We start from the raw sequence: 13,055 nt of genomic DNA, 5'->3' as shown, positions 1-13,055 counted from the left end.
AGCTACCGGCTCAAAGACCGCGACCTCGGCCGCGTCCCCGCGGCCAAGACCGACAACTAAAGATCAACAATCGGGTGGGTCACGGTTCACCCGGAACAACCGGGTCACGATTGGGCCGGGATTGACAAACGCCGCACTCCGCCAGCTCAGCAACCGCCTGATCGGCATCCTGCACGGCTGCCTGAAAACCCGCACCCTCTACGACGAGGCAACCGCCTGGTCACACCACCAACAACCCCACGCCGCTTGACACCAAAACACCTGGGGTGTCTGGCGGCTCGTCGCTTGTCGCTTACGCGGCGATCGCTGCATCGCTCCGACTCGCCTAGGGGCTCGCTGCGCGATCAGATTCTTGCTTCGCTCGAATCTGCCTTCGGTCGCGATCGCAACGCTTGAGCGACCGTTCGTGGCTGGGGAGACGGGCTGGGGTTGTTGCGGTGTGTTTTATTGCGTCCGCGAGCTGCGCTTCTCGCCTGGCGGCTCGTCGCTTGTCGCTTACGCGGCGATCGCTGCATCGCTCCGACTCGCCTAGGGGCTCGCTGCGCGATCAGATTCTTGCTTCGCTCGAATCTGCCTTCGGTCGCGATCGCGGCGGTGGGCGCCGTTCGGGGCTGGGGTGAGGGGCTGGGGTGGGTGCGAGGTGTTTATTGCAGGCGCGAGTTGCGCTCGTTGCTTGTTGCCCTGCGGTGATTGCTGGCGTTGCGCGGCGCCTGAGTGCTGTTCGGGGGGTGGGGTCGACCCCACCCCCCGGGCCTGTCAGTCTGGGGAGCTTGACGGGGTGGGGGATGGGGAGCCTGACGGGCGTGGGCTCGGGGACGCGGTGGGAGCGCTTGCCGCGCGCTGAGCGGCCGCCAGAGCGTCCCGGGCCTTCTTGATCCGGTCCCAAGCCTTGCCCATCTCGGCGTAGTTCAGCTCCTTCTGCGCCTTCTCGTACGCCGCGATCGCCGCCTCCAGCTCGTCGATCGCCTGCTGGGCCTGGCCGCTGAGCTGCGCGCCGCCCTGGCCCTGCTGCCCCTGCTGGGGCGGCGGCTGGTTGTTCTGGGGCGGTGTCGAGGACGTCTGGCCCAGCAACGCGGCCATGGCCTGGTCGAGGTTGTCACCGGAGGCGATCCGGTCGCCGAAGCGGACCAGGACCTTGCCCAGTACCGGATAGGGCTGCTGCTCCGCCCCGGCCGCCGCCATGGCGTACATCGGCTCCACGTACAGGACGCTGCCGCCGAACGGGATCGTCAGCATGTTCCCCGCCACGGTCCGGGTCTCGCCGAGCCGCAGCCGGTTCAGCTCTTCCTTGACCTTCGGATCGGTCTGGAACGAGTTCTGCACCTGGCCCGGCCCCTGCGCGGTGGAGTTCCGCGGCAGTTGCAGGATCTGGATCTGGCCGTAGTTACGGCCCGGCGTGGACCCGATCGCCATGAACGCCGCGAGGTTCGGGTTGCCCCGCGGGTTGTAGACGGTGGTCAGCGAGAAATCCTTGGTGGTGCTGCCCGGCATCTGGATGCTCTGGTAGTACGGCGGCTGCCGCCGTCCCTTGGCGCCCGGGTCCTCCGGGACCTCCCAGAAGCCCTCGCCGTTGTAGAAGGCCGCGGCGTCGGTCACGTGGTAGCGGGTGAGGATCTGCCGCTGCACCTTGAACAGGTCCTGCGGGTAGCGGAAGTGCTGCTCCAGCTCCGGCGGGATGCTGCTGCGCGGCTGCACGGTGCCCTTGAAAACCTTCATCCAGGTCTTGGCCACCGGGTCGTTCTCGTCCCACTGGTAGAGCCGGACCGCGCCGGTGTAGGCGTCCACCGTGGCCTTCACCGAGTTGCGGATGTAGTTGATCCGGTCGTTGGTCTGCCGGGCCACCGCCGAACGGGTGTCGGTGATGGTGTCGCGGGTGGCGTCCCCCAGGCTCGTCCGCTCGGAGTACGGGTAGGCGTTGGAGGTGGTGTAGCCGTCCAGGATCCACAGGATGCGGCCGTTGACCACCGCGGGGTACGGGTCGCCGTCCAGCGTGAGCCAAGGGGCGGCGCGCTGCACCCTCTCCCGCGGCTGCCGGTCGTAAAGAATCTTGGCGCCCTCGTTGATCGCGCCCGACAGCAGCAGGTTCCTGTCCTGGAACTTGGTCGCGAACAGCAGCCGGTTGAAGAACGAGTCGATCGGGACCCCGCCGTCGCCGTCGTAGGTGGTGTTCTTCTGGCCGGTCTGGCTGTTGTCGGGGTAGTCCAGCTCCTGCTGGCCCCGGCCGCCCACCACCGAGTAGGACGGGGAGCGCTCGCCGAAGTAGATCTGCGGCCGGTCCACCTTGATCTGCGAGTTCGGCGCCTGCGGCATGTCCTTGGTCACGAACTGGGGGACGTTGCCGGCGAAACGGTCGCCGTAGGCCGACACGAAGCCGTAGCCGTGGGTGTAGACCATTCGGTCCCTGATCCAGCTACGCTGCCCCGCCGGGGCGCCCGACAGCTCGCGCAGCGCCACGATCGTGTCCACGTTCTGGTCGCCGACCCGGTAGCGGTCCACGTCCAGAATGTCGGGGAAGCGGTAGAACGGGCGGATCCGCTGCAACTGCTGGAAGGTCTCGCCCACCACGTTCGGGTCCAGCAGCCGGACGCCGCCGAGCCGGTCGACCTCGGCCTGGAGCTTGGCCGGATCCGTCTCCGGACGGGCGCCGTACTCGGCGGTGACCTTCGTGTTCTGCACCCCGTAGGCGGCGCGGGTCGCATCGATGTTGCGCTGAATGAACTGACGCTCCTTGGCCAGCTCGTCCGGCTTCACCTGGAACTGCTGGATCAGCAGCGGATACACGCCACCGACCAGGATCGCCGACAGCACCAGCAGCGTGAAGCCGACACCCGGCAGCATCATGCCCCGCCGCACGATGTTGCCGAAGAACAGCGCGGCGCAGATGACCGCGATCACGGCGAGGATCGTCTTGGCGGGCAGCAGGGCGTTGATGTCGGTGTAGGACGCGCCCGTCGCCACACCCCGTTCCGAATGCACCAGGCCGTACCGGTCGAACCAGTACGCCACCGCCTTCATCAGGATGAACAGCCCCACCAGCACCGACAGGTGCGCCCGCGCCGGAGGGCTCGCCTTGTCGCCCGGCCCCTGGAGGCGCAGCCCGCCGTACAGGTAATGCACCATCAGCGCCGCCAGGATCGACAAGATCACCGTGGCGAACAGCACACCCAGAAGCAGCCGGATGAACGGGTAGGTGAAGACGTAGAACGACACGTCCTTGTGGAACTGCGGATCCTCCACGCCGAACGACGTGCGGTTCAACCAGGCCAGGAACACCGGCCACTGCCCGGCCACCGACGAACCCGTCAGCAGCCCCAGCAGGCCCAGCGCCGCGCCCGCGATCCACTTGCGGCGCGGATCGACCACAGCCCGATAGCGCTCCAGGCCCTGCTGCTCCACCGACAGCGGCCGGTACGCCGGACGCAGCCGGTAGGCGATCACCATGTTCGCCCCCACCAGCAGCGCCATCAGCGCCCCGGCCCCGAAGAACAGCAGCACCTTCGACCACAGTTCCGTGGTGTAGACAGAGGAAAAGCCGACCGAGCGATACCAGAGGAGGTTCGTCCACACCGACGTGAACAGCATGAACGCGACCAGCAGCACTGCCAGTACCACCACTACCGGTAGTACGAGACGGCTCCGTCCGGTCCCGAGCCGGCGCCCGAATGCGGGAGTCCGGAAGGTCAAGGTCCCCTCCGTTCGACAGGATCGTGCTCACCGGCCACGCCGGTGCTGTCTATGCAACTTATCTAGTTGGCCGGGGGTTCCCGCATTTCCTCTGAGGGATTGAGGGAAAGATGGTCGCGTGAGCCTTCTGGAAGAAGTCGTACAGGACCTGGAACGCCACTCCGCCCGAGAGGGCTGGGACGCCGCCCCCCGCCTGTACGCCCTGGTGCAGAGCGAAGAACTGCGCAAGGCCGAACCCGAACTGGCCGACCAGCTCGGCCTGCGGCCCGACGTTCACACCCTCGCCGCACTCGAACAACCCGCCCTCCCCGAACAGGCCGCCGTCGAAGACGCGCTGGCCGCCATCGCCTGGCCGGACACCGTCGCCGGCTGCGCCCTGGTCCTGGAACGGGTCGTCCTGCCACCCGAAGCCGAGGAGGACATCCCCGAAGACGCGGCCGAGGCCGCCGAATGGGCCGCACGCCACCCCAAACGCGAAGACGTCCGCATGGTCGTCGGCGTCCTCCGCGACGGCACCCGGCACTCCGCCCTCCGGCTCCGCCGCCACGACCTCGACGACGAAGTCCTGACCGGCCCCGACCTCGTCCCCGGCCTCGCCGACGCCCTGGCCGCCACCTTCGAACCGGATGTGCCTGCTTAGCAACCGCAAGCTGCGCTCCTCGCCTTGACGGCTCGTCGCTTGTCGTGCTTGCGGCGATCGCTGCATCGCTCCGACTCGCCTGGGGGCTCGCTGCGCGATCAGGTTCCTCGCAGGCTCGGAACCTGCCTTCGGTCGCGATCGCAACGCGTGTTTATTGGCGGTGCCTGCGGCGTCGGGCGCTGGGCGCCCTCCTTCTCCGGCACCGCGTGCGATCGCTGCATCGCTCCGACTCGCCTGGGGGCTCGCTGCGCGATCAGGTTCCTCGCAGGCTCGGAACCTGCCTTCGGTCGCGATCGCAACGCCTGGGCGCCGTTCGGGGCTGGGGTTGGGGGCTGGGGTGGGTGCGAGGGTGGTCATTTGCAGGTGCGGGCTGCGCTTCTCGCCTGGGGGCTTGTCGCTTGTTGCGGTTGCGATGATCGCTGCATCGCTTCGACTCCCCTTGGGGCTCGCTGCGCGATCAGGGATCTCGCTGGCGCTCGTCCCTGCCTTTGGGTGCGATCGCGGCGCTTGGCCGCCGTTCGGGGTTGGGGTGTTGGCTGAGGTATGGGAGAGGGGTTATCGCGGATGCGAGCTGCTTCGCTTCGACCTTGTTCTCGGGCTTGATCGTGGCGGGTGGGGTCGCGTTGGGTTGAGCCGGATGATCGGGGTAGTTGATCGGCTGCGCCCGTCCGGTCCTGTGACCGGGCGGGTAACCTTCCGGGTGAGCGAGCTGGAGGCACGCGGTGACTGACGTGATCAAGCTGGTCGGGGTGCGGGACACGCCGTTGTCGGTCGACGAGGTGTTCGCGGCGGTCGGCGACCCCGGGGCCGGGGGCATCGCGCTGTTCGCCGGGACGGTACGCGACCACGACCATGCCAGGAGCGTCAGCGCCCTGTCCTACAGTGCGCACCCCACCGTCGAACGGGAGCTGCGCGCCGTCATGGAGAAGGTCGCCGCCGACTTCCCCGTCAAGGCGCTGGCCGCCGTGCACCGGGTCGGCGACCTGGAGATCGGCGACATCGCCGTCGTCGTCGCCGCGTCCTGCCCGCACCGCGCCGAGGCGTTCGCCGCCTGCCGCCGCCTCATCGACGACCTCAAGGCCCAGGTCCCCATCTGGAAGCACCAGCGGTTCGCCGACGGCGGAGACGAATGGGTCGGCGCGTGCTGAGCCCGCGCGCCGCATAGGGTTTCCGCATGTCCCGTCGTGCCGCGACCCTCGCCGTAGCGAACGCCCTCGTCCTGGTGCTGGCCCTCGCCGGCTCCCTGATGCCGGTGCCGTACGTCGCCCTCATGCCCGGACCCACCAGCAACACGCTGGGTACCAACGACAAGGGCGAGCCGTTCATCAAGATCGAGGGGCGGCGCACCTACCAGGACGGCGGCCACCTCAACTTCACCACAGTCACCTACCGGGGCGGCCCCGGCAGCCGCATCGACCTGTTCAGCGCCCTGCAGGGCTGGCTGGACGGCGACGTCGCCATCGTCCCCGAAGAGACGATCTTCCCGAGGAACGAGACGCAGCGGCAGGTCGACGAGGAGAACACGCGGCAGATGCGCGACTCCCAGCAGAGCGCCGAGGCCGCGGCCCTGAACGAACTCGGCATCAAGGTGCCCGTCCAGGTCGTCGTCGACAGCGTCCAGAAGGGCCGGCCCGCCGACGGGCGGCTCCGCCCCGGCGACCAGATCACCGCCGTGGACGGGCAGCGCGTCAGCGACGTCACCTCCATCACCGAGCCCATGGCCCGGCGGAAGATCGGCGTCCCCGTCACCTTCACCTACAACCGGGGCGGCAAAGAGGGGAAGACCACCCTCACCACCGTCGCCGGACCCGACGGCAAGCGCCCCGTTGTCGGCATTGTCCTCACCGAGCGGTACCGATTCCCCTTCAAAATCGACATCAGCGTGGGCGACATCGGCGGCCCCAGCGCCGGCCTCATGTTCTCCCTCGCCATCGTCGACAAGCTCACCCCCGGCCCCCTCACCGGCGGCGCGTTCATCGCCGGCACCGGCACCATCACCCCCGAAGGCGAGGTCGGCCCCATCGGCGGCATCCAGCAGAAGATGATCGCCGCCCGCCGCGCCGGCGCCACCGTGTTCCTCACCCCCAAGGACAACTGTGAGGACGCCACGGAAGCCCGCCCCGACGGCCTGCGCCTCGTCCGCGCCGACAGCCTGCACAGCACCATCCAGGCCATCAACGCCCTCAAGGCCGGCAAGGGCGACGTGCCCACGTGCGACTGAAACGATTTGGCGCGCCGCCCCCGCTGCCCTTAAGGTTGACCCCATCACCGCGGGGTGGAGCAGTTCGGTAGCTCGCTGGGCTCATAACCCAGAGGTCGCAGGTTCAAATCCTGCCCCCGCTACGGGACCTGGGGTCCGTGTGGTCGGAGGCTTTGGCCTCCTTCCCCGCGGGCCCCTTTGCCGTGTTTGTCCAGGGGGGCGACCCCCTGGAACCCCCGGGGGTCCTGGGGTCTGTGTGGTCGGAGGCTTTGGCCTCCTTCCCCGCGGGCCCCTTTGCCGTGTTTGTCCAGGGGGGCGACCCCCTGGAACCCCCGGCGCGGGGGCTTCGCCCCCTTTGCGGACGCTGCGCGTCCTTTTTTGGGGGCTTCGCCCCCTTGCCCCCTCTTTGGGGGCTTCGCCCCTTGCTTCTCCGGGGGCTCTAGGTGGGGGTGGAGGGTCAGGGCCAGGTGGAGGGTCAGGCGGTCCTGGCCGTTGGTGAGGGTCAGGTTGGTCAGCTCCTCTATGCGGGCCAGGCGGTGGTAGAGGGTCTGGCGGTGGATGTTGAGGGCTTGGGCCGTCTTCTGGACGGCGCCTGCGTTGTCCAGGTACGTGCGGGCGGTACGGGTCAGGTCGGGGTTGTTGAGGAGCGCGTGGAGCTCGGGTGGGACGGCGGACCTGGCCAAGGTCTCGTCGTCCGCGCAGCGGAGCAGGCGGAGGGCGCCCAGGGACGACCAGGTGCGGGTCTCGCCGGGGGCGGCCGTGCGGGCGGCCACACGGGCTCGTAGCCAGCCCTCGCGTGTCTCCTGAAGGCTGCCGCAGGGGGCGTAGACGCCCGCTCTGGTCGCCTGCTTGCGTTCCAGGAGTAGCTGCCTGGCCCGCTCGACGACGTGCTCGACGTTGGCGGGGGACGTCACCAGGATGTGGTCGCCCTCCCAGATCGTCGTCAGGACGCTGCGGGGCAGCAGCCAGGGGTTCAGCGGCGCGCGGTCGGCGCCGCGCAGGACGGCCACGGCGAACGGTGGCGTGAGGATCTCCGACAGCTCGCTGGTCGCCTGGGCCTGGACGTCGGGCCGCGTGGTGAGGAGATCGGCGAGCTTCCAGCCGAGATCGTCCCTGTCCCGGGTCTGGCGGGCCATGAGCAGCGCGGCGCGTTCGGCGAGGGGCATGGCCTGGACGGCGAGCGCGGCGTCGATGTGGTCGTCGCCGTCCAGGAGCCACAGGTAGCCGTAGGTGACGCCGTTCCAGCGGACGGGCAGGCAGAGACGGGCCAGCAGGCCGGCGTCCGGATCGGCCGGGATGCGGACGGGGCCCGTGGCGCGGGCGATGCCGTGCCGCTCGAAGCGGACGCGGACCTCGTCGGTCGAACGGCGGTGCAGGATCGACTCGGTGCGCACCGGGTCGATGGTGCCGCCGTGCGGGGCGTGGGCGACCAGGTGGAAGTCGCGGTCCTCCAGGGTCGCCGGGGCCTTCAGCAGGTCGGCGGCGGTCTCCACCAGATCCTGCAGATCGTCGCGTTCAGACATATGTATGGCCGTTACCTGGTTGGAATGTGACGTTCGACTGTACCCGGGGTGGCGGGTGCTGTTTAGCGTGGGTTGCCGTGATCAGTCCACTGCTGCTGGCCGCCCGCAGCGAGCGGGTGCGGCGACTGGTGACCGGCCGGCCCGTGACGCGGCGGGTCGTGGACCGGTTCGTGGCCGGTGAGACCGTCGAGTCCGCGGTACGGGCCACCCGGGCACTGACCGGTGCGGGACTCGCGGTCACGCTCGACCACCTTGGCGAGGACGTGCGGGACCCGGGGCAGGCCGAGGCGACGCGCGATGCGTATCTGAGGCTCTGCGCGGAGCTGGAAAGGGCCGGTCTGAGCCAGGGCGCCGAGGCTTCGGTGAAGCTTTCGGCCCTTGGACTGCGGGTCGAGGATCGCCTGGCCCTCGACAATGCCCGGCGGATCTGTGAAGGCGCCGAACGAGCTGGAATGGCCGTCACGGTCGATATGGAAGACCACACGACGGTCGATTCGACTTTGGACATCGTCCGGGAACTGCGAACCGGCTTTCCGGGCGTGGGCGTCGCCGTCCAGGCGATGCTGCGGCGGAGCGAGGGCGACCTCCGGGACCTCGCCGGGACGCGGGTCCGGCTGGTCAAAGGGGCCTACGCGGAACCGGCGTCCGTCGCGTACCCGACGAAGGCCGAGGTCGACCGGGCATATGTGCGGGGGCTCCGGTTGTTGCTGAGAGAGCCCGGCGGATATCCGATGGTGGCCTCCCACGACCCCCGGATGATCGAGCTGGCGCTCTGGATGGCGCGGGACGCCGGACGCGAACCCGGAACCTACGAGTTCCAGATGCTCTACGGAATTCGGGGCGCCGAACAGAAGCGCCTCGCCGGGCTGGGAGAACGCATGCGCGTTTACGTGCCCTACGGCTCCGATTGGTACGGGTACTTCATGCGGCGCCTCGCCGAACGTCCCGCCAATCTCGCCTTCTTTCTTCGTTCGTTCGTTTCCCGCTGAGGAGGACCCATGGACGCCGTGAGCCGAGTGCCCGAGCCCGTCAACGAGCCGGTACGGGGATACGCGCCGGGCAGCCCCGAGCGGGCACGGCTGGAGGCCGAACTCGCCGAATTGCAGTCCACGCCGATCGAGCTGCCGATGACGATCGGCGGCGTACGGCGCATGGGCGCGGGTGAGAGGGTCGACGTGGTGCAGCCGCACCGGCGCGCGGCCGTTCTCGGCACGTTCGGGACCGCGACACAGGACGACGCGCGCGACGCGATCGACGCGGCGCTCGCCGCCGCCCCCGGATGGCGGGCCCTGCCGTTCGACGAACGCGCCGCGATCTTCCTGAGGGCCGCCGACCTGCTGGCCGGCCCCTGGCGGGAGACGCTGCTGGCCGCCACCATGCTCGGCCAGAGCAAGACCGTCCAGCAGGCCGAGATCGACAGCCCCTGCGAGCTCGTCGACTTCTGGCGGTTCAACGTCCACTACGCCCGGCGGATCCTCGCCGAACAGCCGATCAGCGGCCCCGGCGTGTGGAACCGCGCCGACTACCGGCCGCTGGAAGGGTTCGTCTACGCGATCACCCCGTTCAACTTCACCGCCATCGCCGGGAACCTGCCGACCGCGCCCGCCCTGATGGGCAACGTGGTCGTGTGGAAGCCGTCCCCCACCCAGACCTACTCCGCCGTCCTGCTCATGCGGCTGCTGGAGGAGGCCGGGCTGCCGCCCGGCGTCATCAATCTGGTGACGGGTGACGGCATCGCCGTCTCAGAGGTCGCCCTGCCCCATCGCGACCTCGCCGGGATCCACTTCACCGGCAGCACCGCGACCTTCCAGAAGCTGTGGCGGGCCGTGGGCGAGAACATCGCCGGATACCGCTCCTACCCCCGGCTGGTCGGCGAGACCGGCGGCAAGGACTTCGTGCTCGCACACCCGTCCGCCGACACCGCGGTGCTCAAGACCGCCCTGATACGAGGCGCCTTCGAGTACCAGGGACAGAAGTGCTCGGCCGCGTCCCGCGCCTACATCCCGCGTTCCCTGTGGTACGGCGGGTTCCGGGACGGGTTCATCGCCGAAGTCGAGGCGCTGACCATGGGAGACGTCACCGACCTCGGCAACTTCATGGGCGCCGTCATTGACGCCCGCGCCTTCGCCAAGAACCGCGACGCGATCCTCCGCGCCCAGAACGACCCCGCCGTGGAGATCGCCGCCGGAGGCACGTACGACGACACCGTCGGCTACTTCGTCCGCCCCACCGTGCTCGTGTCCGGCGACCCCGAGAACGACATCTTCAAGACCGAGTACTTCGGGCCCATCCTCGCCGTCCACGTCTACGACGACGACCGCTACGACGACGTCGTCGCCCAGCTCGAATCGGTGTCCGCCTACGCCCTCACCGGGGCCGTCATCGCACGGGACCGTGAGGCCATCGACCGTACGGCCGAAGCCCTCCGCTTCGCCGCCGGCAACTTCTACATCAACGACAAGCCCACCGGCGCCGTCGTCGGACAGCAGCCCTTCGGAGGCGCCCGCGCGTCCGGCACCAACGACAAGGCGGGATCCATCTTCAACCTGCTGCGCTGGACGTCGCCCCGCTCCATCAAGGAGACCTTCGTCCCGCCGACCGACCACCGCTACCCCCACATGGGCTGACCCCAACTGGTTTGCCTAACACCCCGCAGCCCCATAGAGTTGAGGCATCACCGCGGGGTGGAGCAGTTCGGTAGCTCGCTGGGCTCATAACCCAGAGGTCGCAGGTTCAAATCCTGCCCCCGCTACGGGACCTGGGGTCCGTGTGGTCGGAGGCTTCGCCTCCTTCCCCGCGGGCCCCTTCGCCGTGTTTGTCCAGGGGGGCGACCCCCTGGAACCCCCGGCGCGGGGGCTTCGCCCCCTTTGCGGACGCTGCGCGTCCTTTTTGGGGGCTTCGCCCCTTGCCCCCTTGGGGCTTCGCCCCTTGCCCCCTTTTAGGCTTGGGGTTATGAGGGGTTGGGGTGCTGGGGTTTTGGACGTTGTCGGCGTGCTTGTTTTTGTGGGGATTGGGCGGGCCTCGCATGAGGAGGCGCTGAGTTTGGCGGGGTTCGCCGGGACGGCTTGGCCGTTTCTTGTGGGGCTCGGGGTCGGGTGGGGTGTGACCCGGGCTTGGCGGGAGCCGGAAAGGGTTTGGCCCGTCGGCGTCGGGGTGTGGGTTCTGACGGTGGCTTGCGGGATGGTGCTGCGGGCGGTCTCGGGGCAGGGGACGGCGGTTGCGTTCGTGGTGGTGGCGACGGTCTTCCTTGGGGTTCTGCTCGTGGGGTGGCGTGCCCTGAACAAGCGGTTGACGTGGGTACGCGGGCACTGATGTCGTTGCGACACACTTCGGGCTTCGTGTGGAGGGACGACGATGGGACGTGCGCTACGGGACTGGCTCGACAAGCCGAAGGCCGGACGTGGCGTTCATCTGGCGGCGGACGACGGCTCCTGGGAGTTCCGTGAGTACGGGGAGCTGGCGGCGGGGGCGAGGCGTCGTGCCGCGGCGCTGATCGAGGAGGGGGTGCGGCCCGGAGACGTGGTGTGCCTCGTCCTGCCCACGGACTACACGTGCATGGAGACGTACTACGCGGTCTGGGCGGCGGGGGCGACCGTCTGCCTGATCACACCGCCGTTGTTCCAGGACGGGGACGACTATGTCGCGCACGTGGCGGCGATCCTGAGGCAGGCGCGGCCCGTGCTCGTCGTGGCTTCGGACGAGCTGGCCCCGCTGGCCGGCCGGGCGATGGAGGCGGCGGGGCTTCCCGGGGAGCCGGTGCGGCCCCGGGAGGGGGCGGTCGAGGCCGAGGTGCGGGAGGCCGGGGACCTGGCCCTGTTGCAGTTCACGTCGGGGTCGAGCGGGTCGCCGCGGGGGGTGATGGTGACCTGGGCCAATCTGGAGGCCAACATCGAGCTCATCGCTCGCACGGCCGGGTTCCAGGACGACCACTCGGTGTCGTCGTGGCTGCCGTTGTACCACGACATGGGGCTCATCGGATGCTTCATCGCGCCCATCGCGTGGCAGCTCAACCTGTGGTTGATGCGGCCCGACGCGTTCATCCGCGACCCGGCGCGGTGGGTGCGGACGTTCGAGCACGCGGTGCACACGGCGGCGCCGCCCTTCGCTTACGCGTATGTGGCGCGAAGGGTGAAGCCCGAGCAACTGGAGGGCGTCGACCTGTCCGGGTGGGAGACCGCGATCATCGGGGCGGAGCCGATCGATCCGCACGCGCTGGAGGTGTTCGCGCGGCTGACCGAGCCGTTCGGGTTCCGGCGCGAGTCGCTCAAGCCCGCGTACGGGATGGCCGAGGCCACGCTGCTGATCACGATGGACGCGGAACGGCGGAGGCCGCTGGCGGTGCGGCCCGATGCCTCGTCCCTGGGCTTCGGTGAGCCGGTACGGATCCTGTCCGAGCATGAGCTGGGGGAGGAGTCCGTGGGCGCCAAGGCGGGATGGGTCGTGGGGTGCGGGACGCCCGAGGAGGACGTCCCCCTGCTGATCGTGGACGACGAGGGGCGGGAGCTGGGAGAGGGCTTCCTCGGCGAGATCGTGGTCGGCGGGAGGTCGGCGTGCTCGGGGTATTACGCGGGGGCGGAGGGAAAGTCCACGCGGTTTGAGGGTGGCTTGGTTTACACGGGGGACGCGGGGTTCTTCTATCGGGGGCAGTTGTTCGTGCTGGGGCGGATGGGCGAGAGCATCAAGGTGCGCGGCCGGTCCGTCTACGTGGAGGACCTGGAGGCCAAGGTCGCCGAGGTGTCGGGCTTGGGCAAGGGCCGGATCGTGGTCGTGGGGGTGCCCGGTGCCGGGACGAAGGGACTGGCGCTGTTCGCGGAGACGCAGGACGCGGGGTGGGCCGGTGACGTGCGGGAGATGCTGCGGCGGCGGCTGGGGGATGACGTCGAGGTGACCATCGTCATCGGAACGGGGCTGATCCAGCGGACGTCCAGCGGCAAGCCGCGGCGCCGGTACATGTGGGAGCGGCTGCGGGCGGGCCGGATGGACGGGGCCCGGATCCTATGATCGGGTC

The 13,055-nt window shown here is 69.4% G+C and carries 9 protein-coding genes, 2 tRNA genes and 1 pseudogene; 10 read left to right on the top strand and 2 right to left on the bottom strand.

Annotated features, from left to right (window positions below; genetic code table 11):
- Window positions 1–250 (top strand): annotated as a pseudogene (locus tag QSK21_RS14705) (hypothetical protein); the annotation flags it as partial.
- A gap of 506 nt (window positions 251–756) precedes the next feature.
- On the opposite strand, the gene QSK21_RS14700 reads toward QSK21_RS14705, so the two are convergent.
- The gene (locus tag QSK21_RS14700) at window positions 757–3,615 is read right to left on the bottom strand and encodes a UPF0182 family membrane protein (RefSeq protein WP_352231282.1); all 2,859 of its coding nucleotides are present in this window, start codon (window positions 3,613–3,615) and stop codon (window positions 757–759) included.
- A gap of 187 nt (window positions 3,616–3,802) precedes the next feature.
- Here QSK21_RS14700 and QSK21_RS14695 point away from each other — a divergent pair, with 187 nt between their 5' ends.
- From QSK21_RS14695 to QSK21_RS14680, 4 genes are all read left to right on the top strand, one after another.
- Window positions 3,803–4,324, top strand: coding sequence for a PPA1309 family protein (locus tag QSK21_RS14695; RefSeq protein ID WP_285696257.1), 522 nt, complete (start codon window positions 3,803–3,805; stop codon window positions 4,322–4,324).
- A gap of 731 nt (window positions 4,325–5,055) precedes the next feature.
- The gene (locus QSK21_RS14690; protein ID WP_285696278.1) at window positions 5,056–5,472 is read left to right on the top strand and encodes a molybdenum cofactor biosynthesis protein MoaE; all 417 of its coding nucleotides are present in this window, start codon (window positions 5,056–5,058) and stop codon (window positions 5,470–5,472) included.
- 26 nt (window positions 5,473–5,498) lie between these two features.
- Window positions 5,499–6,545, top strand: coding sequence for a YlbL family protein (locus QSK21_RS14685; RefSeq protein ID WP_285696256.1), 1,047 nt, complete (start codon window positions 5,499–5,501; stop codon window positions 6,543–6,545).
- Window positions 6,546–6,593: 48 nt separating this feature from the next.
- Window positions 6,594–6,667: transfer RNA gene (locus tag QSK21_RS14680), tRNA-Met, on the top strand.
- Here the strand turns inward: QSK21_RS14680 and QSK21_RS14675 are convergent.
- A complete protein-coding gene (locus QSK21_RS14675; protein ID WP_285696255.1) occupies window positions 6,665–8,047 on the bottom strand; it encodes a PucR family transcriptional regulator in 1,383 nt (460 codons plus the stop codon). The genes QSK21_RS14680 and QSK21_RS14675 overlap by 3 nt on opposite strands.
- 77 nt (window positions 8,048–8,124) lie before the next feature.
- Here QSK21_RS14675 and QSK21_RS14670 point away from each other — a divergent pair, with 77 nt between their 5' ends.
- The 5 genes from QSK21_RS14670 to QSK21_RS14655 all read left to right on the top strand — a co-directional run bounded on the left by QSK21_RS14670 (window position 8,125) and on the right by QSK21_RS14655 (window position 13,048).
- Window positions 8,125–9,036 carry a proline dehydrogenase family protein gene (locus QSK21_RS14670; protein ID WP_502871564.1) on the top strand — a complete coding sequence of 304 codons (912 nt, stop codon included), beginning with the start codon at window positions 8,125–8,127 and terminating at the stop codon, window positions 9,034–9,036.
- A 9-nt stretch (window positions 9,037–9,045) separates the two neighbouring features.
- The gene (gene pruA / locus QSK21_RS14665) at window positions 9,046–10,674 is read left to right on the top strand and encodes an L-glutamate gamma-semialdehyde dehydrogenase (RefSeq protein WP_285696253.1); all 1,629 of its coding nucleotides are present in this window, start codon (window positions 9,046–9,048) and stop codon (window positions 10,672–10,674) included.
- 51 nt (window positions 10,675–10,725) lie between these two features.
- Window positions 10,726–10,799 (top strand) — tRNA-Met (locus QSK21_RS14660).
- Between the two features lie 200 nt (window positions 10,800–10,999).
- Window positions 11,000–11,359, top strand: a complete 360-nt coding sequence (locus QSK21_RS36120) for a DUF3054 domain-containing protein (RefSeq protein WP_352231281.1) — start codon at window positions 11,000–11,002, stop codon at window positions 11,357–11,359.
- 42 nt (window positions 11,360–11,401) lie between these two features.
- Window positions 11,402–13,048 carry an AMP-binding protein gene (locus QSK21_RS14655; protein ID WP_285696252.1) on the top strand — a complete coding sequence of 549 codons (1,647 nt, stop codon included), beginning with the start codon at window positions 11,402–11,404 and terminating at the stop codon, window positions 13,046–13,048.
- Window positions 13,049–13,055: the final 7 nt, after the last annotated feature.

This window comes from Actinomadura sp. NBRC 104412 (genome assembly GCF_030269515.1).
GTDB lineage: Bacteria > Actinomycetota > Actinomycetes > Streptosporangiales > Streptosporangiaceae > Spirillospora.
This window is presented reverse-complemented; position numbering and strand designations above follow the sequence as displayed.